A 24982-nucleotide genomic window follows, 5' to 3' on the forward strand; every position below is an offset into this window, starting at 1 on the left:
TTATAAAGCTCTTAATAGGGTAAAGGCTTGTGTTACCTTCTGTTCAGTCACAACAAAACCTATTAGCGTTTCCTTTTCATCAAAGGCTTTTGCGATGATCCCCGTAGCATCAATGTCCATATTCCAGCGGGTGACTTGTTTACTATCGGTAATACCTGCAACTTGAATAGGGTAACTCGGCGTTTTCACTTTAATCATCATCGACGGTAAATTCACAGCACTAGGACTACCAAGCAATGTTTTCGCTAGCGCCGTTGCACTCATCAATGTCGGCTGTAAATACGCCCTAACCTGACCATCAAGCTCAGCACAATCACCTAATGCATAAATGTTTGGCTGCGAGGTTTGTAACTGCGAATTTACGCAGATCCCGCGATTTACAGCTAATCCACTCTTTTCAGCCAAGGCAACGTTGGGTTTTAAGCCAGCACAAACCATCACACTGTCAGCTTCAATCTTACTGCCATCATTAAGTTGCGCTGTGATTATTTCCTCTTCACGCTCATGAAGTTCCGTAACCGTGACTTCTGTATGAACAACCACTTGATTGCACTTTAATGCTTGAGTCAATTTTTCAGCAACATACTCAGGTAACAAGTTTTGCATTAAGGTCGTATTAGGTTCGACTAAAGTCACTTTTTTACCTGAATTCGCCAAATCTAGTGCTAATTCAACTCCAATCAAGCCGCCACCAATTAACAGCATATGCTTAGATGTTGAGATGTCTGTTTGGTAGCGCTCAAATTCCTTCAAGCTATTCAACGTCATGATCCGGTTATTGGCGCTTCCTGCAAAAGGAGGGACAAATGGTGTTGCTCCCGTCGCGAAAACCAGCGACGAATAACTGTATGTTTTCTCATTGGAAGTCACTGTTTGCGCTTCAGCATCAACAGATGTCACCTGATGATTGGTTAGAAGCTCAACATGATACTGCTGTGCGAACGCTTCCGATTTCAATGTGATGACATCACTAACTTGCTGCTGTTTAGAAAATACATGGCTTAAATCCGGCTTATTATAATCATGTCCATCATCGGCAGTGATCACGCGAATTGAGACACTATTATCTTGGCGACGGATCGACTTCACCAGTTGATAAGCAGCAAAACCACTGCCAATAATGGTTATCGGAGCTGTCATTATGCGACCTCGGAACGTTGGTGAGGAACAAAGACATCTTTGCCTAAATTACACTCAGGGCAAAGGAAGTAATCTGGAACGGCATCCCACGCGGTTCCTGGCTCAACACCCTGGTTCACTTCGCCAATGGCTGGGTCATATACCCAGTTACACACCGTACAAATCATGCATTGGCAGTTATCACCGTGTGCATCGTTAGATTTCGGGTCAATATGCTCAACCGTATTTTCAACGCTTGTATTGACGGTCTTATTAGATACAGGCAGCTCTGCGGCAACTAAACCAGAATTGGATTTGGTTTCAGCATTCAATGGAACGGCGGCTAAATCATGTAATGCCCACTGTTTGGCGATTTGTTGTCCATGTTCACGGCAAATTCGCATCGCTTTACCATCTGGTCGCCACTTCGTTTTTAAGCTAATCGCGGTTTCAAAACCAGCATCAGTTAAGCGAGCATGGATACGATCAACCGCCCCGCCATTCCAACCATAGCTACCAAATGCAGCGGCTTTCTTCTCTTTAAATCTCAGACCAGTGATCTCTTCTAGCATACCCGCCACTTTTGGCATCATTACGTTATTCATCGTAGAAGAGCCGACCAGCACGCCTTTAGAGCGGAATACATTGGCAAGAATTTCATTCTTATCTTGGCGTGAAACATTAAAGACTTTCACTGCAACACTTGGATCCACATCATGAATACCTTGTGCAATCGCATCAGCCATCATTCGAGTATTGTTCGACATTGAGTCATAAAAAATCGTGATTCGATCTTCTTGATAATTGTCTGCCCACTCTAAATATTTCTCGATAATTTGAATCGGATTATCGCGCCAAACAATGCCATGAGACGTCGCAATCATGTCGACCGGTAAGTTAAAGCTCAACACCTCTTTGATTTTCGCAATCACTAAACTGCTGAAGGGCGTGAGGATATTCGAGTAATAACGCAAGCATTGATCCATCAACTCATTTTGATCCACTTCATCATTGAACAAGTGCTCATCGCAGTAGTGCTGACCAAACGCATCGTTACTGAATAATACAGCGTCACCAGTGATGTAAGTCATCATGCTATCTGGCCAATGCAGCATCGGCGCTTCAACAAACACCAGTTGTTTACCGTTACCAATATCCAAGCTATCGCCGGTTTTGACGGTTTTAAAGTTCCATTCAGGATGATGATGGTGCCCAACAATCGAATCAATCGCCGCTTCTGTACAGTAGATAGGCGTGTTGGGGATTTTTTCCATCAGTGCCGATAACGCACCTGAGTGATCTTCTTCTGCATGATTCATGACTATGTAGTCGATGCTTTTAAGGTCGATTTCCATCTCTAAATTTTGAATAAACTGATGGCTGAATCGATGGTCAACCGTATCAATCAATACGGTTTTTTCTTCACGAATGAGATAACTGTTATAGCTGGTACCCTTGGTCATTTTATATTCTGTTCCGTGGAAATCTTGAACTTCCCAATCACGTTGACCGACCCAGTGAATATTGTTTTTTACATGAATTGTCATGGCTTTACCTATAAACAGTTTAATAATAAATGTTGAATCTGAACTCCTTATTGCACCTGCCGTGCCAAGTTATTATCTTATTGATTTTAATAGAATTACCTTAAAATAATATTTTGAATTGTCATTTTGATAACAAAGTATGATTTGTATAAATGACAATTAGTGTTATTTTGACAAACAATTCACTCTCTCTTATTCCCCATATTTGTTATAGTGAACGGTAAGCAAAACAAGGCGACTGAAATGGATAAATATAAGCAAGAGTGGATTCAGGTGGCGTTAGACATTACATCTGGAATTTCGGAACAAGACCGTTTTGTTCGACTATTAGCAACGGTTCGAAATATGTTGAAGTGCGATGCGTCCGCACTATTGATCTATCAAGATCAGCACTTCACTCCACTCGCAACTAATGGCTTAAGTGATGATGTAATGGGGCGTCGATTCGATATTGAGCAGCATCCGCGTTTAGAAGCTATTGCAAGAGCGGGTGATGTTGTTCGATTTCCTTCTGACAGCGACCTCCCTGATCCTTACGACGGCCTAATTCCAAATCATGAGGACGAGTTAAAGGTACATGCATGTATCGGCTTACCTTTATTGCAAGATGACCGACTTATTGGCGCGGTCACCATTGATGCTTTTGATCCTATGCAGTTCAGCCGTTTCTCTGATCATGAGCTACGTTTGATCAGTGCGCTTGCTGCAAGTAGCCTTCATACCGCTCTATTGATGGAAAGACTGGAACGCAACGCTGGCGTCAACCACAGTGACATGTCCCAAGCCCATACACGTGCAACGCAGCAAGAGATCATTGGTCAGTCAGAGGCTATGATTGAGCTTAAAAATCAAATCAGCGCTGTCGCGAATACTGACCTCTCCGTTCTTGTTATGGGTGAAACGGGCGTTGGTAAAGAACTGGTGGCTCAGGCCATTCATGCTCAATCACAACGAAACGAGGAAGCATTAGTTTATTTAAATTGCGCTGCGCTGCCTGAATCTGTTGCTGAAAGTGAGTTGTTTGGACACATAAAAGGGGCCTTTACTGGCGCGATCAGTAACCGAAAAGGTAAGTTCGAACTGGCAAATAAGGGAACGCTATTTCTCGACGAAATTGGTGAGTTATCGTTAGGCTTACAAGCGAAACTGCTTCGCGCTTTGCAATACGGGGATATACAGCGTGTCGGTGATGACAGCCACATCAAAGTTGATGTTCGCATTGTCGCGGCGACCAACCGGATCATGCATGAAGAGGTAAAAACAGGGCAGTTCAGAGCTGATTTATACCATCGCTTGAGCGTTTTTCCAATATTCGTTCCACCACTTCGTAAGCGCGATAAAGATGTCATCTTACTTGCTGGTTTTTTTGCAGAACGCTGCCAACATAAACTGAATATTGCCAGTATCAACCTTTCTGCTCCAGTACTTGCGCTTTTGCTGCAAAGCCGTTGGTTAGGTAATGTTCGTGAGCTAGAACATGCAATCAATCGCGCGGCGGTTTTAGCAAGAGCGGAATCAAATAGTGCCCACCTCACACTGCAACCCCATCACTTTCAAATGAGTAATGAACCAGACAGGTTATTGGATATTGAGACTCACCTAAATGCCAGTAGTGCCAATGGACAGCAATCTCACTCTGACAACGATCTTACTAACCTGCACAACTTTGAGCATTTACAAGATTTAGAGCTAAAACGAGCGACAGAGCAGTTTCAAACTCAGTTTATTCAGCACGCCTATTTAGAAAACGAACAAAACCTCAGTGCGACTGCTAAACAGCTTGGACTTAACCCCGGGAACCTGCATCGATTAATGAAGCGACTCGGATTGAAATAGCGTAGCGCCTGAACGTTTACCCTAAACCAAAAGAACCCAGCCATCGCTGAGTTCTTTTTTATTTGTTGCTTAGAGCATTTCGAATGCTAACAAGCGAATGCCCTGCTTTTAGCTTTTAGCTTTTAGCTTTTAGCTTTTAGCCACGGTAGTAACGTTGTGGAACGAATGGCATTTTTTCTACTGTCATTGGGAGTTTTTTACCACGAACGTCAGCAAAAATTTCAGTCCCAATCACCGCTAAATCTGTGCGTACATAAGCCATTGATACAGGTTTACCCGCATTCGGCCCTGCCGTTCCGCTGGTTACGACACCCACTTGATTGCCTTCCGCATCAAATAGTTCAGCGCCTTCACGCACAGGCGCTTTCGTTTGACCAACCAGACCAACACGCTTACGCTTCACATCTTTCGTGATCAGCTGATCCAGAATAATATCGGCACCAGGGAAACCACCAGCACGTTCGCCATCAGTACGACGAACCTTTTGAATACCCCAAAGCAAGCTTGCTTCAACAGGTGTGGTAGTCGTATCTAAATCGTGACCGTATAGGCAAAGACCACACTCTAAACGTAGAGAATCACGCGCACCAAGACCAATCCATTCAACTTCAGTTTCCGCTGTTAATTTACGAGCGAGAGCATCTGCATGATCATTAGGAACCGAAATTTCGTAACCATCTTCACCCGTGTAACCACTGCGGCTCACGATGCATTCCACGCCATCAATGTCTAATTTTTGCACATCCATGAACAGCATGTCAGCGACAGCTGGTTGAAAACGAGCAAGCACTTCTGCGGCTTTTGGCCCTTGCAGCGCAAGTAGCGCACGATCGTCAATCACTTCAAGCTCAACATCCGTTGGAAGGTGAGCAATCAGGTGGTCGATATCTTGTGCTTTGCACGCGGCATTAACAACAACGAATAGGTGATCGCCAAGGTTAGCCACCATCAAATCATCCATAATACCGCCTTGCTCATTAGTAAAGAACGCGTAACGCTGCTTACCTGATGGCAAATCAATTATGTCCACTGGAACCAAAGACTCAAGAACTTTTGCTGCGTTCGCACCATGGAGACGAAGTTGACCCATATGAGAAACATCAAACAGACCCGCAGCATCACGACAATGTAAATGCTCTTTCTTCACGCCAAGCGGGTATTGCACTGGCATATCATAGCCAGCAAACGGCACCATTTTCGCGCCAACTTCTACGTGCAAAGCGTGTAAAGGGGTTTTCAGCATTTCTTGATTAACGTTTTCTTGAGTCATTTTATTTCTCCATTAAGCCAGACCCAGCAAATTCGAGTATGTAGCTTGTGATCTTAACTAAGCCGAACTTCTCTTGAGCGCAGCCTAATCAGCAAGTGATGAAAAAATGAATAATGAGTTTGACGCTTGCCAGCCTCATCAATCAAAAGTTTCTCTTAAGTAAACTATGTTCACTATAGTAAACAAGCATGACTGTTTTTACACCTTTAACAAGATTAAAACAGCTAAAAATGTGACATTTAACAGTTTTATTACATTCAAAATTCAGCCTGAAAGCGAGATAAAATCACTTCCAAGCATTAAAACAGTATCTATTTCAGCTAGATACAGACAAAGGCAAACGGTTGCATCCACTATAAGAAAATTCACCTTTTATCGAATTACTTTGCTGTTACCCACAAAATATGCGCATCTTCATCACTCGTAGAGATCAACATATGCCCCATATTTGCGTCGTAATAAACGCTGTCCCCTTCACTTAATTCGACAGGTTCATAAAACTCAGAATAAAACATCACATTGCCAGAAAGAATAAGCAGGAACTCTTCCCCATCGTGTCGAACCCAGTCCCCATATTCATCAAACGAACGGGCATGAACACGACTCTTGAACGGCATCATTTTTTTATTAGAAAGTTGCGTCGCAAGCAGTTCATGTTCATATGTCGGCGTAGGGTGTGATTTACCTAAACCTGACTTGGTAATATCGCGACGCCCTGTCGCCACCTTTTTCCTTGGTGGTTCAAACAGTTGAGGCATATCTATTTGTAAACCAAGAGCCAATTTTTGCATAGCCTGAAACGTGGGCGAAATCTGTTCATTTTCAATTTTGCTCAAGGTTGAACGCGCTAAACCTGTACGCTGGCTTGCCTCTTCCAGCGTTATACCTAACTTGCTACGAACCTCTTTAATTCGTTGTCCCAATTTTAATGGTTCTATATTTTGATCTTGGGATTCCTTCGCCAAGGTCAGGGACGGGTATTCGTCATAGATATCTTCCGACATATTTCCCTCTATATTTTAATACTTCCTGTCTAATTATCATTGTTGCACGAAGCTCTTAATTGATTAAAGGGCATACAGGCAAATAAAGCGTGCTCCCTGTAGCAAAAACAGAAACTCTGTTTCCTATAGGAAATTTTTGATTGATTATTGGCGCAACGAAAGTTATGTTATCGACTTGTTAGATGAAGAGATGCTATTTCAAGTTTGGACAAATTGACTTATTAACATTTACGCCAAGCTGATTTTTACCCATTTGGGACACTATATTCGCACTGCAATGGCCCTACACTTTACGTTACAACCAATGCAGACACATACGAAAGACCAGATGAACGAACAACAATAATTCAAGTTCATCAGCTAATTTGGAAGGTCATCTACAATGAATAACACTTATCAGAATCACAGCTTAGAAAGTTTTTTCTCAACGAATCTTGCTGCTACAGACGACGCTGTTTTTGCGGGAATCCAAGCTGAAAATGCTCGCCAAAATGAACAGATCGAATTAATCGCTTCAGAAAACATTGTTTCTAAAGCCGTTATGCAAGCTCAAGGCACATGTTTAACCAACAAATATGCTGAAGGTTATCCTGGTCGCCGTTATTACGGTGGTTGCGAACATGTCGATACTGTTGAAGCTATCGCTATCGAACGTGCGAAAAAACTTTTTAATTGTGAATACGCAAACGTTCAACCTCACTCTGGCGCACAAGCCAATGGTGCAGTAAAACTTGCGTTACTCACACCTGGAGACACTATCTTAGGAATGTCTCTGGATGCTGGCGGCCACTTAACTCATGGTGCTCGCCCTGCTCTTTCTGGTAAGTGGTTCAACGCGGTTCAATACGGCGTAGATAAAGAGACATTAGAAATCGATTACGATGCTGTTCTTGAACTGGCTAAAGAGCATCAACCTAAGATGATCATTGCGGGTGGCTCTGCTATTCCACGCGTTATCGATTTTGCTAAATTCCGTGAAATTGCCGATGAAGTAGGCGCAATTTTGATGGTCGATATGGCGCACATTGCTGGCCTTATCGCAACAGGCGCACACCCTAGCCCACTACCACACGCTCACGTTGTAACAACAACAACGCACAAAACACTGCGTGGCCCTCGTGGCGGTATGATTCTGACTAACCACGAAGACATCAATAAAAAGATTAATTCTGCCGTATTCCCAGGCCTTCAAGGTGGCCCGCTGATGCACGTTATCGCATCGAAAGCCGTCGCATTTGGTGAAGCCCTTGGCCCTGAGTTCAGCACATATATCGATTCAGTGATCGAGAACGCAAAAGTTCTTGCTGAAGTGTTGCAAACTCGCGGTTGTGACATCGTGACTGGCGGAACTGACACACACCTAATGCTGGTTGACCTTCGCCCTAAAGGCCTAAAAGGCAACAAGACAGAAGAAGCTTTAGAACGTGCAGGGATCACATGTAACAAAAATGGAATTCCATTCGATACAGAAAAACCTATGATTACATCTGGCATCCGATTGGGTACACCAGCTGGCACTAGCCGTGGTTTCGGCAGTGAAGAATTCAAACTCATCGGAGAGTGGATTGGTGACGTTCTGGATGGGCTTGTAGAACACCCTGAAGGTAACGCAGAAGTAGAACAGCGCGTTCGCAAACAAGTGAAAGAGCTCTGTAACCGATTCCCTCTATACCGTTAATACATTTAGATTTAATGACTAACTGGATATAAATCCGAACATAACTTTTTTGGAGATTAGCAATGGACAACACACTGAAGTTTGCAGAAAGCCACGAATGGGTAAAAGACAACGGTGACGGTACTGTAACTATTGGTATTTCAGAGCACGCTCAAGAAATGCTAGGTGACGTAGTATTCGTAGACCTGCCAGAAGAAGGTGACGAAGTTGAAGCAGGTGAAAGCTTTTCACTTGTTGAATCTGTAAAAGCGGCATCGGACATCTACGCACCTGTTACTGGTGAAATTGTTGAAATCAACGAAGAACTTGAAGACAGCCCAGAGCTAATCAACGAAGAGTCTTATGAAGGTGGTTGGATTGTTAAAGTGAAGCTTGCTGATGCATCTGAACTAGACAATCTAAAAGGTGCAGAAGAGTACCTTGCTAGCATTGAAGAAGATTAATTAGCGCAACATATTAAAGAGTAACCGCTCTATCAAAGCTGCTCTTTCGAGGGCAGCTTAATTTTAGGAACGCATACTTTAGATACAAGGAACGTTTAAGAGTCGTTCTCTTAATCGCATTTCTAAAGATTGAGTGTGAAATATTTGTTTGACCAGCCAAGAGAAGATTATTGCCATGACTCAGCCACATAGCCAATTGCTTACCGACTTAGGTACTCAAAACGAATTTGTTGCCCGCCATAACGGCCCGAACAAATCAGATCAGCAAAAAATGTTAGATATGATCAACGCCACCAGCCTTGAATCACTTATCGATGAAACAGTTCCTGCTCAAATTCGTCTAGAAAAACCAATGTCCCTTGCCGCGCCTCAAAGCGAATATGACATGCTCGTCACATTGAAGCAGTTTGCCAATCAAAACCAAATCAAACGCACTTTCATTGGCCAAGGTTACTACAACACATTTACTCCTAACGTTATTCTGCGTAACGTTCTGGAAAATCCAGGCTGGTACACTGCGTACACACCGTACCAACCTGAAATATCTCAAGGCCGTCTAGAAGCGCTGCTTAATTACCAACAAATGGTAATGGATTTAACAGGCATGGACATCGCAAACGCCTCTCTGCTTGATGAAGCAACGGCCGCAGGCGAAGCGATGACGCTATGTAAACGTGCAGGCAAAAGCAAAAGCAAAGTCTTCTTCGTAGCAGACGATGTTCACCCACAAACACTAGAAGTTGTAAAAACTCGTGCTGAGTTCATCGGCTTTGAAGTGATGGTTGGCGCACTTGAAACACTCGCAGAGCAAGACGTATTTGGTGCCTTGGTTCAATACCCAGGTACAACAGGTGAAGTTCGCGATTTAACCGATATCATCTCTGCCGCTCAAGCAAACAAAATCGTCGTGACGGTTGCGACAGACCTTCTGGCTTCTGCTCTTCTAAAACCGGCGGGTGAAATGGGCGCGGATGTCGTTATCGGTTCTGCTCAACGCTTCGGTGTACCTATGGGTTACGGTGGCCCTCACGCGGCATTCATGGCGACTCGTGAAAAACACAAACGTACTATGCCAGGTCGTGTTATCGGTGTTTCTATCGATACAAAAGGCAACCAAGCACTGCGTATGGCAATGCAAACTCGTGAGCAACATATCCGCCGCGAGAAAGCGACATCAAACATCTGTACCGCTCAAGCTCTGCTGGCAAACATGGCTTCATTCTATGCGGTTTATCATGGTGCTGAAGGCTTGCGCACTATCGCTCGCCGCACTCATCACCTAACAGCAATTCTAGCAGCAGGTTTAACAAAATCTGGATACGAACTGGCTCACAACAGCTTCTTCGACACCATCACTATTAACACTAATACGCCAAACAGTGGCGACAACACGACTTCACTGTTTAATAAAGCACAACAAGCAGATATCAACCTACGCAAACTTGAGAATCAATTAGGCGTAAGTATCGATGAAACAACAACAACCGCTGATATCCAAGATTTGTTTGCCATTTTCGGTGTAGATGAAGACGTCAATGCGCTTTCAACTGAAATTTCAAACAATGAATTTGCAGCGATTCCACAAAGCTGTCGTCGTGAATCTAAGTACCTAACGCACCCAGTGTTTAACACTCACCATAGTGAAACACAGATGATGCGTTACCTGAAAAAGCTTGAGAACAAAGACTTCTCGCTGACTCACGGTATGATTCCACTAGGCAGTTGTACGATGAAGCTTAATGCCGCTGCGGAAATGATTCCGGTAACATGGCCTGAATTCGGTTCAATCCACCCATTCGCTCCATTAGAGCAGGCTGCAGGTTACACAGCACTCGCAAAAGATCTTAAAGAGAAGCTATGTGAAATCACTGGCTATGATGATTTCTCGCTGCAACCTAACTCAGGTGCTTCAGGTGAATACGCAGGTTTAATCGCGATTCAACGTTACCACGCAAGCCGTGGCGAAGGTCATCGCAATGTATGTTTGATTCCAAGCTCTGCACACGGTACGAACCCTGCAACGGCATCTATGGTTTCAATGAAAGTAGTGGTAACTAAGTGTGATGAAGATGGCAACATCGACATGGCTGATTTGGCTGCTAAAATCGAGAAGCACAGAGACAACCTAGCAAGCATCATGATCACCTACCCTTCTACACACGGTGTGTACGAAGAACAAGTGAAAGAAGTATGTGAAATGGTTCATGAAGCGGGCGGCCAAGTTTACCTTGATGGCGCGAACATGAACGCTCAAGTGGGTCTAACTAGCCCGGGCTTCATCGGCTCTGATGTTTCGCACCTTAACTTACACAAAACGTTCTGTATTCCACACGGCGGCGGCGGCCCGGGTATGGGTCCTATCGGTGTTAAATCTCACCTAGCACCTTTCCTTCCTGGTCATATCGAAAATGGCGTTGAAGGCAGCGACTATGCCGTATCCGCAGCCGATTTAGGCAGTGCTTCTATTCTTCCTATCTCTTGGGCATACATTGCAATGATGGGTGAACCGGGCCTAACGGACGCAACGAAAGTCGCGATTCTAAATGCTAACTACGTGATGGAACGTTTACGTCCTCACTACCCTGTTCTTTACCGCGGTACAAACGGCCGTGTTGCTCACGAATGTATTATCGATATTCGTCCACTTAAAGAAGAGACAGGCATTAGCGAAGAAGACATTGCAAAACGTCTAATGGATTACGGTTTCCACGCGCCAACTATGTCGTTCCCTGTTGCGGGTACTTTGATGGTTGAGCCAACTGAATCGGAAGATTTAGAAGAGCTAAACCGTTTCTGTGAAGCGATGATTGCGATTCGTGAAGAGATGGCAGCAGTGAAAAATGGCGAGTGGCCACTAGACAATAACCCACTGGTGAATGCACCTCATACTCAAGCGGATCTAATGTCTGTAGAGTGGGATCACCCATACTCACGTGAACTGGCTTGCTTCCCATCAAATGCAGCGAAAGATGCGAAATACTGGCCAACCGTGAACCGCGTCGATAACGTATATGGCGACCGTAACTTAATTTGTAGCTGCCCAAGTATCGACAACTACGAAGATTAAGAAACAAGTTGAGGATAACTAATTAAGTTGGTTAATTCTTAATAATTCAAAAGCGAACCTCTACGAGGTTCGCTTTTTTTTTTGCTCAAATTGAAAATGAAAGACATCGGTGAAACAAAGCAAACTCTCATGCGTCGTAATTAAAACTCATCTTTGGACAAAAATGAGTCAGTGGCCTTGCTAAATTAGTAATCAATGGATTACTTCAAGTTTAGGAAACTTAGCCAAACATAAGGCAAGGCCGACCCTTTTCGCTTACTTCTATCCCACATACTTACGCTTGCTTTCTTGAATTCCCAGCGAACAAAATCCTTTGCTTGTTGCAGAGCCAAACAGCGTTGAGAAAACAGCAGCGAAAATATCGACTCAGTATGGATTAGCCACTGCTTTGTATTTCTCGTTACCTATGAGTTCAGCATAGTCAGGCCTAGACGTGAAATCGTTATATACCTCACCTTTAAACTCACTCGTGAAATTGTAATGAAGATTAGGATGCACCTCTAAAGCCGCCTCAATTTCGCTCACAGCCTCCTCAAAGCGCCTCAACTCTACCAAATACTTGATGTTAAGATAGATTGCATTCCTGTCCTCCGGGTCAGTTTTGAGCACCTTTCGATTGAGTTTAAGAAACACTGGCCAGTTTTTTTCTTCGTAGGCCTTGAGTATTTCCAAATAATAATCTTGAGAGTTTGTGGGAAAACGTCGTTGGACGTAGTGTTGCAACCTTTGGGTCAACTTGTAATGGGCGCAAAGTGCCGGTGCATAATGGGTATGCAGGACAAGGTTTCTCTTATGTGGACCAACGGCTTCTGCCCGAGAAGGCCAATGTTCCAAAATAGAATTACTGCCTATTGTACTGTTATTTAATGCATTGATTATCTCAATAAGCTCAGGATCGAGGTTGGACACATGCCGGTATAGTTCATCGATGGCTTCACGTATTTCTCCAATTGCATGCTCCACCGATGCATGAAGGTCCATCAAACCACCGTATTTTCTGGAACTCCTCATGTGCGGGGTCCTAGTGGTTAAATTGACTTCTGAGAGCTTGTTGTAGAAATCGAGAATCTGATAGTCGCCATCTAGCGCTTTTTTATCATTAACCAAATCGCACACAATGTGCTCAGAGTGCCACAGTACTTTTTTTGTTAACGCAAAGACATAAGGCTCGATGTGTTTTTTGGCTTTTTTCTGAGGGTAGACTATCACCACATAATGAAACATGTACGCAGCGACGAAGCTTAAAGACAGTCCATAAAACAGGTCGTAATATTGTAATACGGGCTCGAAACCTGGTATCACGGGAAGATATTCTCCGACGATAACAGCTACCGCGACCACTAAGCCCCCAGTTAGGAGCCAATCCATCTTCAACACTCGTTTCTCCTTTTTGATTTTTGCTTGCTCACACAAATTAGGGCCAGATCTTTTTCTATCCATAACATTTTGTGTGTAAAAACTAACAGGTTGTTATGACCCATCTGAAATTTGGACAGAAACGCTTTAGAGTAGATCCCCTAGAGTCCCACTTTCAGATAATTTATCGTATTCCTAAATCTAAAAGACCACCGTCGATAATAGTGGCCGATTTGTACGGGACTGGATATAACCTGTCACCAGTGATTTGTCGCATCAGGCTGATTTTATCCAGTAATTGTTAGAGAGTAAGCAGATCTCCATCAATTCCTGACGTGCTTTGGCCCCAAAGCTTAGAGCAAGCTATAGAGTGGCTAAGATTTTGTAATGCAAGGTAAACAGCTCGTATGTTTGTTTTTACAAAATTCAAGATCTGTCCCCCAAGTGGAATTGCTTGGTCATATGTCATTCCTGTTTTCTATATTTTACTGAAATGACATAGATTTCTGAACACTACCGTTAATTTTTATTGTTTGGTGATTAAAGGATTTCCAAACAACGTCATTGCTAACCCTCTACCAGCAAAATAACTATATTCTTCCATTATAGTTTTGTTGGCATAGAAACATGCGTCTAGAGCACAAGATCCAGAGTCCCATTCTTTTATAAATGCTTCAAGCCATCTATGTATAAAAAATGAGTCTAGTGGCCAAGGTGAAGCGATAACTGTTTCACAACTATTCTCTAGGAGTAACTTGGGTAACCCAAAAGTTGTTTCAGAATAGGGAGATTGATCTAACTTCCCGCCACTACAAACAAATAAAACAATAACTCCACAGTTTTTTATGCTTGACGCAAGAGTTGCTGGACTAAAGTAAAATTCTTGTTCATCTGCGATTTTTTTAAAATAGCCATTGTCGTTTGCTATTCCTCCATGAGCAGTTATAACGGCTAATTGTGAGTTTGAACAATGAAAAGGTATTTTACTCTCAGTTGAGACCTCAAATTGATACTCCTCAAACACAGGCGTCAAGCGACTATGGGCTATTTCTAACGTGCCTAAACTATCTTGAGAAATTGAAATCCACGCAGACATTTTATTCCTCTTCACTTTATTCCGTTCCGTTAATTTTTTAATCCAACTTATAGACGGAACATAACAACATGAAGTTTTTTGTCCCAAAAACTCTCTGTTTATTTGCAAAATATTTAATGGTATTTGTTGTAAATTTGGTTCAGCACAGACGATTAAGCGTTCAGTGTTAGGAACAGGTATTTCCAGTTCTGACATAGTTTCATAAAATACATTATTGCCTTCTTGCTCTAGAATATCTCCGTATTTATGAGGGTATGACTTTTGCCAAGTTAATAGGTTCTCTTTAAAAGCTTTTGTTTCCGGTAGAGACTCAAAAATCCCATTTTTAATTATCGTCCCTCGCAAATCACCACTTTGGTTTAAGGCAATTTGAAGAACAGTAAACCCTTGTGAGGAAAGGCTTGTGGCATACTCAAATAGCTCATATCTATCTGATTCATTTTGTGGTGCTTTTGAATTAGTTGCACTATCACTCAATAATTCCAGTAAGTTAAACAAATCTTTTTTGTCAAAGTTTGAAGAATCATTACTTAGGTTTCTCCTAGCCAAGTGCTTAACCATCTTTAAATCTTCAGGCCGATCTTGTGAAAAAACGCCAATCTGTATACTGTCGTTAAGCGAAAAAATGTCGTGAATTTCTGGTGTGAGACTGCTCATAACCCTAATTTTTTCTAGGGTACTTGGGGGCAAACTGTTACTAATTTCTTTGAGCACTTTAATAGTGTTTTGTTGTAGTTTTAAGCCGTCGTGTTTAGCTTTTTCTACAGCTTGGCAAAGAAGGATTGCAGTGGGCAGAATTTCTTCACCTTCTTCTATTACTTGCTTTGAAAGAGAAGTTAACTCATCAATCAAAGAAGACGCTTCTTGACTTTTCCATGACGTTATTTTGAATAGTTTAATTCCGGCATTTAAGTTTTGAAGCCTTAAACTTGCTTGAATTCCTATATCGTAATTGTCGACTAATTGTGAGGCGTTAGCAGTAATTTGTAGGGAAATATCCAATAGGTATAAGTCACGAGTAATTTTTGCTAACAAGAATATAATCTCAAAGGCGTGTTTAGGTTCAATTGCCTCATCTATAGAAAAACAACAACAACATGCAATCAATGCATCTAAAGGCTTTGCTTGGCGTAAGTAGATATCTGAGTAACAACTCCAAGCAATTAACTTCCTTGTAGCATCATTAAGAGAAACTTCTAAGGTCTGTTCAGCTAAATTCCTAGCTTGCTGAGGATTGTTCTGTGACCAGAAATGATTTGCAAGTAGTCTCAATGCGAATAAATCTTCAGCTATTAACTTATCAGCGTGTGGTGCCAAAAGGCAAATTACATATGCTAATTGTTCCGTAATATCCAGCTCTTCACGTCCATCTTTAGCTCCATAGTTTAGGAGCTTTTTAAGTGAGACGAGGTGACCATCAACATCTTCTGGAACTAGTCGTTCCGGCAAGGAAGATACTCCCAGTTCAATTACGCTTTCCTTATCTAGCCAATCAAAAGCTTTCCTGATAAAGTCTGTAACTTGATCATTCGATACACTTTCTTTTTCTGCATTTCTAACTTTATTTATTCTTAGTCCACGACTAGCCAGCGTTAAAGCTAAAGATGCTAAGGCTGGTAATCCATATTTACCAAAATTTTCAATAGACACTAATGAAAACAGCTTTGTTCTTAAGTGTGTTAAATCTGGATTAACAGCTACGTACTCTATTATTTCATTTAGAGTTATCTTGATTAGTTTTTCGTTTTTAGATATGTCGAATCCTATAAGGATTAGTTGCTCTAGACAATAGATGATTTTATAGACTGAACGAAGTTTGTATAAAGAGGAGGAGTTAACTTTTATAGATAATTCTAGAGACGCTATATAGTCTTTAGATTTGGCTGCTTTTATGGCATTGGTGATGTAGATTAGCGAAAACTTCTCTTGATTCTGACTTGTTTGAATTAGCTCATTAGATTCTTCAACAAGATCTGTAGTTCTTATTGTAAGTAACTCGACTTCGTCGAAACCAAATATTCGACTGTTTAAATCCTCTGGGTTTTCTTCTGACACTAATTCTAGTAAACGAAGGCATTTATTTTCTATTAAAACAGTAGATGTTTCGAAAAGGCCTTGTAATCGATGATATGCTTCTTTGGCAAAATCATATCTTTTTAAATCTGTACTGACTAAAAGTGCAAGTTCTAAATCTTGCTGTGTAAATAGTTTATTTACTTGCCCATCAATTAGCCTAGCTGCCAACTCTCTTTCCCCTGCTTGAAGGGCAATGCGGGAATAGTTTATAGATGCTTCAGGAGATACAATTGAATTACGGTCTGACATTTCTCTTATTATGTCGGAAGCTTGCCCTAATCTGTCACCTTTATATAGCATCTGAATTTTAATTTGTTTTATTATAGATAATCTCAAGTCGCTGTTTTCTAATTCAAATATAGCTTCTTCAACTTTCCCCTGCAAACATAAAGCTGACCATTTCATTATTTTAGGTTGAAGGTTGCTGGCTCCCATTTCTGCTTTAGAGCAATCACCCATCCAAACTGGATATAATCCATCTACTGTAACTATTTTTTCTTGGTTTTCTGTTTGAATAGGTTGAAGTTCTCTATCTGTTAAGACTATGAAATTTTTATTTTTTTTAGCTTCAGAAATCAGTCCTTCAGATAACTCAACTAGATTATTAACCCAATTGGATTCATAGCTACCAGATAATAATCTTTTTCCTCGATTTGTTTTCTTTGTATGACTGCTTTTGTACTTGCAACATAGAGGTAGCAAAATAACAGATTTTTCGCGGGCCTTTTTTGCGACTTCTATAACGGATTCAATACTCATCTCTTTTACATGATGTACTTTTAATATTTTATTTAAAAATTCAATATCCCGTGCTGTTGGTGGAGTTTCATAAAGATCTTTAAATGCGATTAAAAGGCTATCAAAAACGGAATCAAAACTGTAAATATTTGCTTGTTCAGGGGGAGAAATGAAACAAAGCTCTGAAATAAAACGTTCATTAGTACTCTGATTGAGAATGTTCAGAAGAAAAAGGCTCATTCCAGATAGAATTTTTGAGCTTTCCATATCTCCAATAAATAGTTCTGCTTCACCATATTGGGGAAGAGGTTTCCCGTTATATAGTGGCCTAGCGTCAAACGTTTTTGTGATATCTATTTTTATATCTTTCATGAAAAATTATCCATTTTTATTTTCGCGTCTGTTCTTATCGAGCTTTTATTGGGTTGAGTTTCAGTTCTCTATACTGTTTCTAGATTAAAAATGTCGGGGCTGTTCTTGTATTGTACAACTCAAGTTTTAACTATACATTAGCTTGTCCTATGCTAGCGAAAGTTACTGATTGAGAACACCGTCTGCTCGGTTCTGGGAGTTTCCTACCACGGCTTCGATGCTGCTAAACATAAGGAAAAGTACTGTGACTTCAGTGGCACGTTCTGCCACTGAGTAAATGCGCTAACAAACTTAGGGGCATTTCTGTGTTACATACCCCGTCAGCACACTTCTGGACAATTCTATGTCACCGATTTCACTAAATTAGTAATTAATGGATTACCTGGAGTATTGCAAACCATCTAACCTGCGGCCAAATTCACTCAAACACTACACGCCTCGTTAAGAGGCAAAATTTGTTGGCTATAATTAGCGACAAAGGAGCAAAAGCCAACTGTTTTTTGTCCTTTTAAACGACTTGCTAATTAGCCCTTACTCAAAGCCATATTTTTCTTTTCTTCGATTAAATGCATCTTCACCACCTTCAAGAATTTTAGCAGCAAGATTTTGAATATTTTCCTGATCAATAGAGCCTTGATTCTGGACTGGTAAAGTTGCATTTTCATTGGTTGATTCTAAAACACCAATCCATTCTGCATCACCAAAAACTGGTATGTTTGCATTATGAGTTGCAAAGATAAACTGCCTTGTTAATTTGGCGTCTCTAACTTGAGTAACAATTCTTTCTGCAATAAATGCATTGTCTAAATTATCTTCAGGTTGATCTAAAAGTAATGGGTCTTGATTATCAAGTAGGAGCATATGTAACAAAGCGGTACACTGTTGACCTGTTGATAATGAATCTAGCTTTTTGTATTGTGGCTCTTCAGTAGTTGAGACATTCAACTCAATACTAACCAAATCATCGATCTTGAACTCTTCAATTTCCATTATCTGTTCGTTACTGATTCTTGATAATCTATCGGCAGTCGTAGAGGTCATTCCCCAGTTTTTATCGATTAAAGCATCCCATCCTTTCTTTATTGTCTCAGCGAGTAAGGGAGCAGAAAACTCATCTACTGCTTTCATCCAAGAAAGTCTGCCCTCTGCAACATCAAGTAAACGGTAACCAATGATAAGCTTTATTAACCCAAGTCTATTTTTTTCTGCTGAATAATTAACCCTAATATTGCCTTTTAACTTCCTATTTAACTTCTTAACTCCCTTTTCAAAGGCTGTAGCTCTATTCGTTTTTTTCTCAGACAATTCAGCAAGTAGTGCCTGTCTTTTAGCTCTTTCTTTGTCTAATTTAGCCCGTTCTTTCTCAAGTTCCACTCGCTTAGGTTTTAGCCTTTCAATATTCTTAATTAGATCACGATATTCTTCACCGATTTGTTTCCCAGTTAAACCTTCAACAGGAGCTAATTTTTTAAATTCTTTAGTTATGGCTTCTTCTTGTTTATCTATGCTTTCTTGAAGTTCCTTATCAAGTAACTCTATCTTTTGTTGGGAGCTTTTAGAATCAAGTGCCATTTTTGTAATAGACGCTTCAATATTTACTTTAAATTCGACCAAGGCAGCCTTAGTCTTTTCAAATATTTCTTTGTCGGGATAGTCCTGAATCAACTCATCAGTGATAAAGTCACTGCATGGAATTGATTCAGAGAACTCTTTCAATGCACTATTTAAAGTTTCAATTTTTTCTGAAACCGTACTGAAAGTACTTCTTTCCGATTCAACTATTGGCAATAGTTTTAATTGCTGGTCTATTCCAAGTTCCTTGTACCTATTTTCATCTTCTTCATGTGCCTTCAAATCTTCTACATCTGATTCCAAGTTAGAAACACTAGATGTTAAATCAGATATATTGTTTCTTGTTATCACCAAGGATTCTTTAACAGTTGAAATACCAGATTCTTGCTCAATTTTATCTGTGTTTAGGAATCGCTCCACTACTTTCAATTGCTCACTCGAGTCTTTAGCGATTTCGTGGATTTCATTTTGACCGAAGATTTCAATATCAGGTAATAGATCTTGAGGAGAAAAAGTAGATACAGATCCACTGTCATCTTTTACTATTGGTGATTCACCATAGCGTCTTGATATTGTATATAGCTTTCCATGTTTTACTGCTGATTTGATAGTTAATTCAGCGAAACCCGAGCCAATATTTTGTTTAATAACTTTAAGGTGTTGTGCTTTCGTCTCTTTACTAATTGGCTCTATATCTAAAACGTAACGAATTGATTCAATTAAAGTCGATTTACCTGTGCCTCTTCCACCTATTAAAGCATTTAAGTGCTCTGAATATTTGATATCAATTCCATCAAGAAACCCGCCAACAAATCTAACTGACTCTACTCTGGAGTAATATTTCTCTTTAACATCAGAGTTAAGGCGTACACGGGATTCTGAATCTGAAAATGCTAATTTAAACGAGGAAAAGCTAGGTGTTGACATTTTTACCAAACAAGTCGCATTTTCTTTTCTTAATGTTTCAGGATCTTCTATATCTTTAGCGTTGATAATCGCAATATTTTTATCGCGTTTATAATCAGGGTTTTTATTTAGAAGAATCTGGTGATTTGCTTGGTCGCCTTGTTCCTTTAAAGCATCTAATGAAGTAGGGATTTGCGCCGCAACTAAGTTTTTATTCTTCCAAATATTGTTTAATTTTTGCTTTAAGACTCCGCTATCATCTGTGCAATGTGCAGCATAAACAAAGCCGCCTTTATCTATAACTGTTGATAGAATAAAGTCAGCACTTCTCGTTGAAGGGGCTGTACCATTAGATGTATCTATATCAAACTCATACAAATAATTGTTTAACATTTGAATGCTTGTGTCTTCTGGATATAGACAAACCAAGTGTATTTTTCACTAGATGCGATCTCAAATCCAGGAAAGACAACAATTCCTTGTGCATTGAAGGTTTCTTTAATTTTTGCTACTGAATCAACATTCCCGTGATCAGCTATTCCTACAACCTTTATTGATTCTTCAAGACAAACCTCTAATAATTTTTGATTATAGTCATCTTCTGAAAAATTCTGATTTTGTCCTCGATACGTTACATAACTAGCTGGATTTACTTGTAGTGCGCATTTCCAAAACTTTGCCTTAGTGTGTTCAACAGCCATATTCATATATTCAATCCTTAAATTTTGTATCGAGGCTTGCAGGGCTTAATAACGCTTTATATATGGCAAGTTGCCGCCTATACAGCCTGTAATGAGATTAACTTTAAATCAGATGCCATAGTGAATCAACGACTTACGTCAACCTTCCGTCTGCTGCAAGGTAGGGTAAATTGCATTTTGCAATCTATCCTTACTTAGTATTTGCTTAGTGAATAGACTTGATAACTGGTAAAACTTGGAGCCTATCGACATCCGAAGATTAGAAAAAGTATGCCATCACGTCGATTGGAACTTGCTATTGATAGCATTAACTAAAACGTCTTGGGGCAGAGCTGAGCTAGCCAAGTCCACAATTGATTAGGTACATCCATTTACGACAATTTATATTGAAGCGCTAAAGTTTCCAACTCAGTTATTGTTGAAGAATGCTCCAAACCGTTGATTTAGAAGCCTGCCAAGTTTCCACCATAATTCTCTGTACTCATAAGCCAGCCTTAAACAAAAACCGCGCAAAGCAATTAACTTTGCGCGGTTCTGTTTTGTTACTTTTACAACGTCAGCATTAAGCTAACTAGGCTGATTTACGCCTTGCAATAAACACGGGCTTCGCGAGGCGTGTAAATACCAAATGTCACAGTCGCCAGTAGTCCATTAATAAAGGTTTCCTGAACCTCTACTTTTGCAATTTTATCTGCGCCGCCACATACGCCTGCTGCATCAATCTGCTTCTCTTGCGCTAAGCCACTAATGAAGAAATGATGAGCTTGTTCTGATGTCGCTTCTGTCTCTGTTGTATTTGCTTCAGGTGCCATTACAAACGTTTGTTGAGCACAACCTGTCGCAAGGAATGATAGTGCAGCAGCAAGAATGATTTTTTTCATGTTTCTCTCCAGAATTGATATTTACATATGATCTGACTAGAAAGTTTAAAAAGTGCTTTAAAAGTGTACCTAGTCATTAATGCTGAAATTATTCCAGAGTTTTTGAACTATTACTGTATGGCTTTGTCAGGGATGGAATGACATAACGAAACATTAATCATAAATAGATGCCCATTGGTTCACCGATTTATTGCGATGAAAGATAGACCGCCGCATCTATTGTGGAATGAGTGGATTCACAACAATGTGTCAGAACAGAACATTGTATTTCTATGTTCTAATTCACAAGTTGCGTTTAGATCTTTGGAGAGTGGTTGCGGTATTAGTGCGGAGCCCAGAAGTGTGGTCAAAAATGATGCTGATCTAATTGAAATCGCACCACATTTACACTGGAATTTCCCTATCTGGGCCTTAGTGCATAGAGATATGTTTAACCTAGCAAAAATCAAAGCGTTCATTGAATTATTGCAGCAAGGCAAAGATAAAGCATTCATCTTAAAGTTTTAGCCTTGTGGTCTATTTTGTCACTAAGCTGAGGTAATAAACATCACCCTTTTCTTTCCCCTACTTTCCGTCTTGCCATAATGGTCAAACTAAACCCAAGTTTGACACTAACTGCTGTTCAAATATTAAAAGGGTACAAGATAAGTCCCTGATCCACTCCAAACGCTAACAATGTAATATTTTTCAAACTGAATTCTGGATTGCGCTTAATTCTGCACGGAATGATTCAATCCACATGAGGTTTTTGATTGCACTCTGCTTTTCCACTCATTATATAGTTTTATAGCCAAAATAGTGGCAGACAAAAAGAAAGTAATCATGTTCGCAGCTATCATTGCACTATCTTGAATCACTAAGCCGTAGATTAACCATGATGCCACACCAAGGGTAAAGATACTGTACATAGCTAATGATAAAGAAGCCGTGTCTCTTGTCTTAATTACCTGAATAGCTTGTGGAAGAAAGGAAACTGTCGTTAAAAATGCTGATGTAAATCCCAAAACCTCGATGTTAGTCATAGTTTTTATCTCTAAAATTAATGGATGAATATTTGAAGTATCTCTAAATCTTGAGGCTATTATAAGGTTATATTTCCTATTTATTTATGGTTTAATCTATCCAGTTTTTATCCAAAACTATCATTTGGTAAAATAGGTGCAGTTTATGTTTGAATGGCAAGACGTATTGGAGATTGGTCCCGAATGCAACGAAAGGTTTGTTGAGAGCACAAAGACACCTGAAATGGATGCACTTGAAATCAGTTTATGTGGTGTATCAAATCTTGCAGGTAAGTACCGTGTGGGTCGGACTAATCCTGTTGATCATACCCTCTATTATGTCGTTGATGGCTCTTTTGAGCTTTACACTGAAGATGGTCACCAAACGGTGAGTAAATGCCATTTAGTTACGTTGCCTGCCAATAAACCCTTTATAATCGAGTTAACATCCACTTCTTTTTCCATGGTTTGGTTTCACCTTATGGATTGTGTTCGCTGGAGAAACATTTGTGCTGATCGCCCACTCGTTGTCAGGCTTGATAGCTGCCGAAAGATCTTCCACACGCTGAGTTTAATTTACTACGAGCGTTCACTGACACATCGACAACCCATCATGCAACAGTTGGAGCATTACCTCGAAGAGTCATTATGCGCACCCTTATCTGGCCCTTCTGAATTCCAACGTTTGGATCAATTAATCCGCGATATAGAGAAACGACTGCACTTTCCGTGGACCGTCACTGACATGGCAGAAATGCTCCAATATTCCTCTCCTCATTTGCACCGATTATTTCAAAAACGCTTCCAACGGAGTCCTATACAACACCTCATTTTTTTACGAATGGAGCGTGCAAAGTATTTGCTCCTTCACACCACATGGTCTATAGAGCAAATAGCTGAGCAATTGGGTTACAACGATGTGTTCAGTTTTTCAAAACGATTCAAGAAAACAATCGGTGTAGCCCCAGGCCAATATAGAAAACAACCAACTGAAAGCGATATAGCGTCTAGCGAATGATCATTTGCTCACGCTCTGGTCCAACAGAAACCATAACAATCGGCACTCCCATTAACGCTTCAATCCGTGTGATGTAATCTTGCGCGCCTTGAGGAAGGCTCTCGAACGTACGGCAACCAGTGATGTCTTCATCCCAGCCCTGCATAGTTTCATATACAGGCTGAAGATTTGCGGTTTGAGGCCAGATTGGGTTTTCGCTGTGTTCACCCTCATAAGCGACACAGATTTTAAGATCTTTCATACCCGTCAGGCAGTCAATTTTGGTCAATGCAATCTCGGTGGCCGCTTGCAGTTCAACCCCATTTCGAGTGGCTACCGCATCAAAGTAACCCATATCACGAGGGCGACCTGTAACCGCTCCATACTCATTCGAACTTTCGCGGAAATTATCTTGCTCTTCCATCGCGGTCACTAAGGTTCCGGTTCCTACTGATGAGCTGAAAGACTTAGCAACGGCAATCACTCGCTCTGGTCTTAGCGCAGGTAAACCACTACCAATACCTGCATACGCCGCCGTCACATTAGATGAAGTTGTCCACGGATACTCGCCATAAACAAGATCACGACCCGCCCCCAATTGCGCTTCAAATAATAGATTGGCTTGCTTGGCCTGTAATGCTTTTAGAGGCTCGGTGACATTGCAAATAAATGGTCTCCAAGTTTTTGTCTTTTCTAATAACCATGCCGTAAGTTCTGCCGCACTTTGGGTATAATCGAAATCAGGATATAACGCTTTCAACTGAGGCAGTTTCCAATCCAGCATGAACTGAATGCGTTGTTCTAATACCTCTGGTTGATTCAACCAACCGACCAAGATGCCTTTTTTCATGACACGATCACCGTAGGCTGGTGCAATGCCCTGTCGAGTCGAACCGTACGCGGCATCACCCAGTCGTAGCTCTTCTAGCGTATCTTCCAAAGCATGAAGAGGAAGGCATAACGTTGCACGATCAGAGATACACAAATTGACATCGACACCTGCACTTTTTACTTCTTTAATTTCTTCAGTCAGCGCGGCAGGGCTGATCACCATTCCAGGGCCAAGAACAGCAATACAACTTGGATTGAAGATGCCGCTTGGAAGTTGATGCAATTTAAAGGTACCAAAGTCATTAACGACGGTATGGCCTGCATTATTACCACCTTGAAAACGAATGCTGGCAGAAGCATCTGATGCTAAAAAGTCAACGATACGGCCTTTGCCTTCATCACCCCAATTGGCACCCACAACAACAATAGACGACATAATAATTCTCCTCACTGATTAAGAAATGATCTTAGGCTCATTGATGAGATATGAG

Annotated in this window: 17 protein-coding genes; 6 read left to right on the forward strand and 11 right to left on the reverse strand. The window is 40.9% G+C overall.

Annotation, left to right across the window (positions count from 1 at the left end; translation table 11 throughout):
- Both norW and norV read right to left on the reverse strand, forming a co-directional pair.
- Entirely contained in the window at positions 1-1140 is a 1140-nt protein-coding gene (norW, locus tag OCV39_RS14615) for an NADH:flavorubredoxin reductase NorW (RefSeq protein WP_261889838.1), read from the reverse strand.
- The gene (gene norV, locus OCV39_RS14620) at positions 1140-2666 is read right to left on the reverse strand and encodes an anaerobic nitric oxide reductase flavorubredoxin (RefSeq protein ID WP_261889839.1); all 1527 of its coding nucleotides are present in this window, start codon (positions 2664-2666) and stop codon (positions 1140-1142) included. The genes norW and norV overlap by 1 nt, the downstream gene beginning before the upstream one ends.
- Before the next feature lie 243 nt (positions 2667-2909).
- On the opposite strand from norV, the gene norR reads away from it, so the two are divergent.
- Entirely contained in the window at positions 2910-4502 is a 1593-nt protein-coding gene (norR, locus tag OCV39_RS14625; RefSeq protein WP_261889840.1) for a nitric oxide reductase transcriptional regulator NorR, read from the forward strand.
- Between the two features lie 136 nt (positions 4503-4638).
- On the opposite strand, the gene gcvT is transcribed toward norR, so the two are convergent.
- Together gcvT and OCV39_RS14635 are read right to left on the reverse strand one after the other, a co-directional pair.
- The gene (gene gcvT / locus OCV39_RS14630) at positions 4639-5772 is read right to left on the reverse strand and encodes a glycine cleavage system aminomethyltransferase GcvT (RefSeq protein ID WP_017053427.1); all 1134 of its coding nucleotides are present in this window, start codon (positions 5770-5772) and stop codon (positions 4639-4641) included.
- Positions 5773-6152: 380 nt separating this feature from the next.
- Positions 6153-6776 carry a helix-turn-helix domain-containing protein gene (locus tag OCV39_RS14635; RefSeq protein WP_113797785.1) on the reverse strand — a complete coding sequence of 208 codons (624 nt, stop codon included), beginning with the start codon at positions 6774-6776 and terminating at the stop codon, positions 6153-6155.
- Between the two features lie 382 nt (positions 6777-7158).
- Here OCV39_RS14635 and OCV39_RS14640 point away from each other — a divergent pair, with 382 nt between their 5' ends.
- The 3 genes from OCV39_RS14640 (at position 7159) to gcvP (ending at position 11964) form a co-directional block, all read left to right on the forward strand.
- Positions 7159-8454, forward strand: a complete 1296-nt coding sequence (locus OCV39_RS14640; RefSeq protein ID WP_017053429.1) for a serine hydroxymethyltransferase — start codon at positions 7159-7161, stop codon at positions 8452-8454.
- A 62-nt stretch (positions 8455-8516) separates the two neighbouring features.
- Positions 8517-8897, forward strand: a complete 381-nt coding sequence (gene gcvH, locus OCV39_RS14645; RefSeq protein WP_113797783.1) for a glycine cleavage system protein GcvH — start codon at positions 8517-8519, stop codon at positions 8895-8897.
- Between the two features lie 175 nt (positions 8898-9072).
- Positions 9073-11964: an aminomethyl-transferring glycine dehydrogenase gene (gene gcvP, locus OCV39_RS14650; protein WP_136995764.1), complete on the forward strand. Its 2892-nt coding sequence runs from the start codon at positions 9073-9075 to the stop codon at positions 11962-11964.
- Positions 11965-12330: 366 nt separating this feature from the next.
- On the opposite strand, the gene OCV39_RS14655 is transcribed toward gcvP, so the two are convergent.
- The 5 genes from OCV39_RS14655 to OCV39_RS14675 all read right to left on the reverse strand — a co-directional run bounded on the left by OCV39_RS14655 (position 12331) and on the right by OCV39_RS14675 (position 21662).
- Positions 12331-13341 carry a tetratricopeptide repeat protein gene (locus OCV39_RS14655; protein ID WP_261889841.1) on the reverse strand — a complete coding sequence of 337 codons (1011 nt, stop codon included), beginning with the start codon at positions 13339-13341 and terminating at the stop codon, positions 12331-12333.
- 505 nt (positions 13342-13846) lie between these two features.
- The gene (locus OCV39_RS14660) at positions 13847-17602 is read right to left on the reverse strand and encodes a hypothetical protein (RefSeq protein ID WP_261889842.1); all 3756 of its coding nucleotides are present in this window, start codon (positions 17600-17602) and stop codon (positions 13847-13849) included.
- Positions 17603-18133: 531 nt separating this feature from the next.
- Positions 18134-20473, reverse strand: coding sequence for a TrlF family AAA-like ATPase (locus tag OCV39_RS14665; RefSeq protein ID WP_261889843.1), 2340 nt, complete (start codon positions 20471-20473; stop codon positions 18134-18136).
- Complete coding sequence (locus tag OCV39_RS14670; protein ID WP_261889844.1) at positions 20467-20787, reverse strand: PHP domain-containing protein; 321 nt, start codon at positions 20785-20787, stop codon at positions 20467-20469. The genes OCV39_RS14665 and OCV39_RS14670 overlap by 7 nt, the downstream gene beginning before the upstream one ends.
- Positions 20788-21362: 575 nt before the next feature.
- Positions 21363-21662 (reverse strand): Bor family protein, encoded by a 300-nt coding sequence (locus OCV39_RS14675; RefSeq protein WP_136995167.1) that lies wholly within the window; start codon positions 21660-21662, stop codon positions 21363-21365.
- Positions 21663-21836: 174 nt separating this feature from the next.
- Here OCV39_RS14675 and OCV39_RS14680 point away from each other — a divergent pair, with 174 nt between their 5' ends.
- Complete coding sequence (locus OCV39_RS14680; protein WP_261889845.1) at positions 21837-22169, forward strand: substrate-binding domain-containing protein; 333 nt, start codon at positions 21837-21839, stop codon at positions 22167-22169.
- Between the two features lie 203 nt (positions 22170-22372).
- Here OCV39_RS14680 and OCV39_RS14685 read toward each other — a convergent pair whose 3' ends face one another.
- Positions 22373-22684, reverse strand: coding sequence for a SemiSWEET transporter (locus tag OCV39_RS14685; protein ID WP_017053437.1), 312 nt, complete (start codon positions 22682-22684; stop codon positions 22373-22375).
- 145 nt (positions 22685-22829) lie between these two features.
- On the opposite strand from OCV39_RS14685, the gene OCV39_RS14690 reads away from it, so the two are divergent.
- Positions 22830-23681 (forward strand): helix-turn-helix transcriptional regulator, encoded by an 852-nt coding sequence (locus tag OCV39_RS14690; protein ID WP_017053438.1) that lies wholly within the window; start codon positions 22830-22832, stop codon positions 23679-23681.
- On the opposite strand, the gene OCV39_RS14695 is transcribed toward OCV39_RS14690, so the two are convergent.
- On the reverse strand, positions 23671-24927 hold the full coding sequence (locus OCV39_RS14695) for an adenylosuccinate synthase (protein WP_261889846.1): 1257 nt from the start codon (positions 24925-24927) through the stop codon (positions 23671-23673). The two genes, OCV39_RS14690 and OCV39_RS14695, sit on opposite strands and share 11 nt — an antisense overlap.
- Between the last annotated feature and the right edge of the window lie 55 nt (positions 24928-24982).

Origin of the sequence: Vibrio cortegadensis (assembly GCF_024347395.1) — a bacterium.
Lineage (GTDB): Bacteria > Pseudomonadota > Gammaproteobacteria > Enterobacterales > Vibrionaceae > Vibrio > Vibrio cortegadensis.

Coding starts and splice junctions, on each gene's coding strand:
- OCV39_RS14675 (WP_136995167.1), bottom strand. CDS start 21,662: ATGAAAAAAATCATTCTTGCTGCTGCACTATCATTCCTTGCGACAGGT.
- gcvH (WP_113797783.1), top strand. CDS start 8,517: ATGGACAACACACTGAAGTTTGCAGAAAGCCACGAATGGGTAAAAGAC.
- gcvP (WP_136995764.1), top strand. CDS start 9,073: ATGACTCAGCCACATAGCCAATTGCTTACCGACTTAGGTACTCAAAAC.
- OCV39_RS14670 (WP_261889844.1), bottom strand. CDS start 20,787: ATGAATATGGCTGTTGAACACACTAAGGCAAAGTTTTGGAAATGCGCA.
- OCV39_RS14690 (WP_017053438.1), top strand. CDS start 22,830: ATGTTTGAATGGCAAGACGTATTGGAGATTGGTCCCGAATGCAACGAA.
- OCV39_RS14635 (WP_113797785.1), bottom strand. CDS start 6,776: ATGTCGGAAGATATCTATGACGAATACCCGTCCCTGACCTTGGCGAAG.
- OCV39_RS14695 (WP_261889846.1), bottom strand. CDS start 24,927: ATGTCGTCTATTGTTGTTGTGGGTGCCAATTGGGGTGATGAAGGCAAA.
- norW (WP_261889838.1), bottom strand. CDS start 1,140: ATGACAGCTCCGATAACCATTATTGGCAGTGGTTTTGCTGCTTATCAA.
- OCV39_RS14640 (WP_017053429.1), top strand. CDS start 7,159: ATGAATAACACTTATCAGAATCACAGCTTAGAAAGTTTTTTCTCAACG.
- gcvT (WP_017053427.1), bottom strand. CDS start 5,772: ATGACTCAAGAAAACGTTAATCAAGAAATGCTGAAAACCCCTTTACAC.
- OCV39_RS14660 (WP_261889842.1), bottom strand. CDS start 17,602: ATGAAAGATATAAAAATAGATATCACAAAAACGTTTGACGCTAGGCCA.
- OCV39_RS14685 (WP_017053437.1), bottom strand. CDS start 22,684: ATGACTAACATCGAGGTTTTGGGATTTACATCAGCATTTTTAACGACA.
- OCV39_RS14665 (WP_261889843.1), bottom strand. CDS start 20,473: ATGTTAAACAATTATTTGTATGAGTTTGATATAGATACATCTAATGGT.
- norV (WP_261889839.1), bottom strand. CDS start 2,666: ATGACAATTCATGTAAAAAACAATATTCACTGGGTCGGTCAACGTGAT.
- norR (WP_261889840.1), top strand. CDS start 2,910: ATGGATAAATATAAGCAAGAGTGGATTCAGGTGGCGTTAGACATTACA.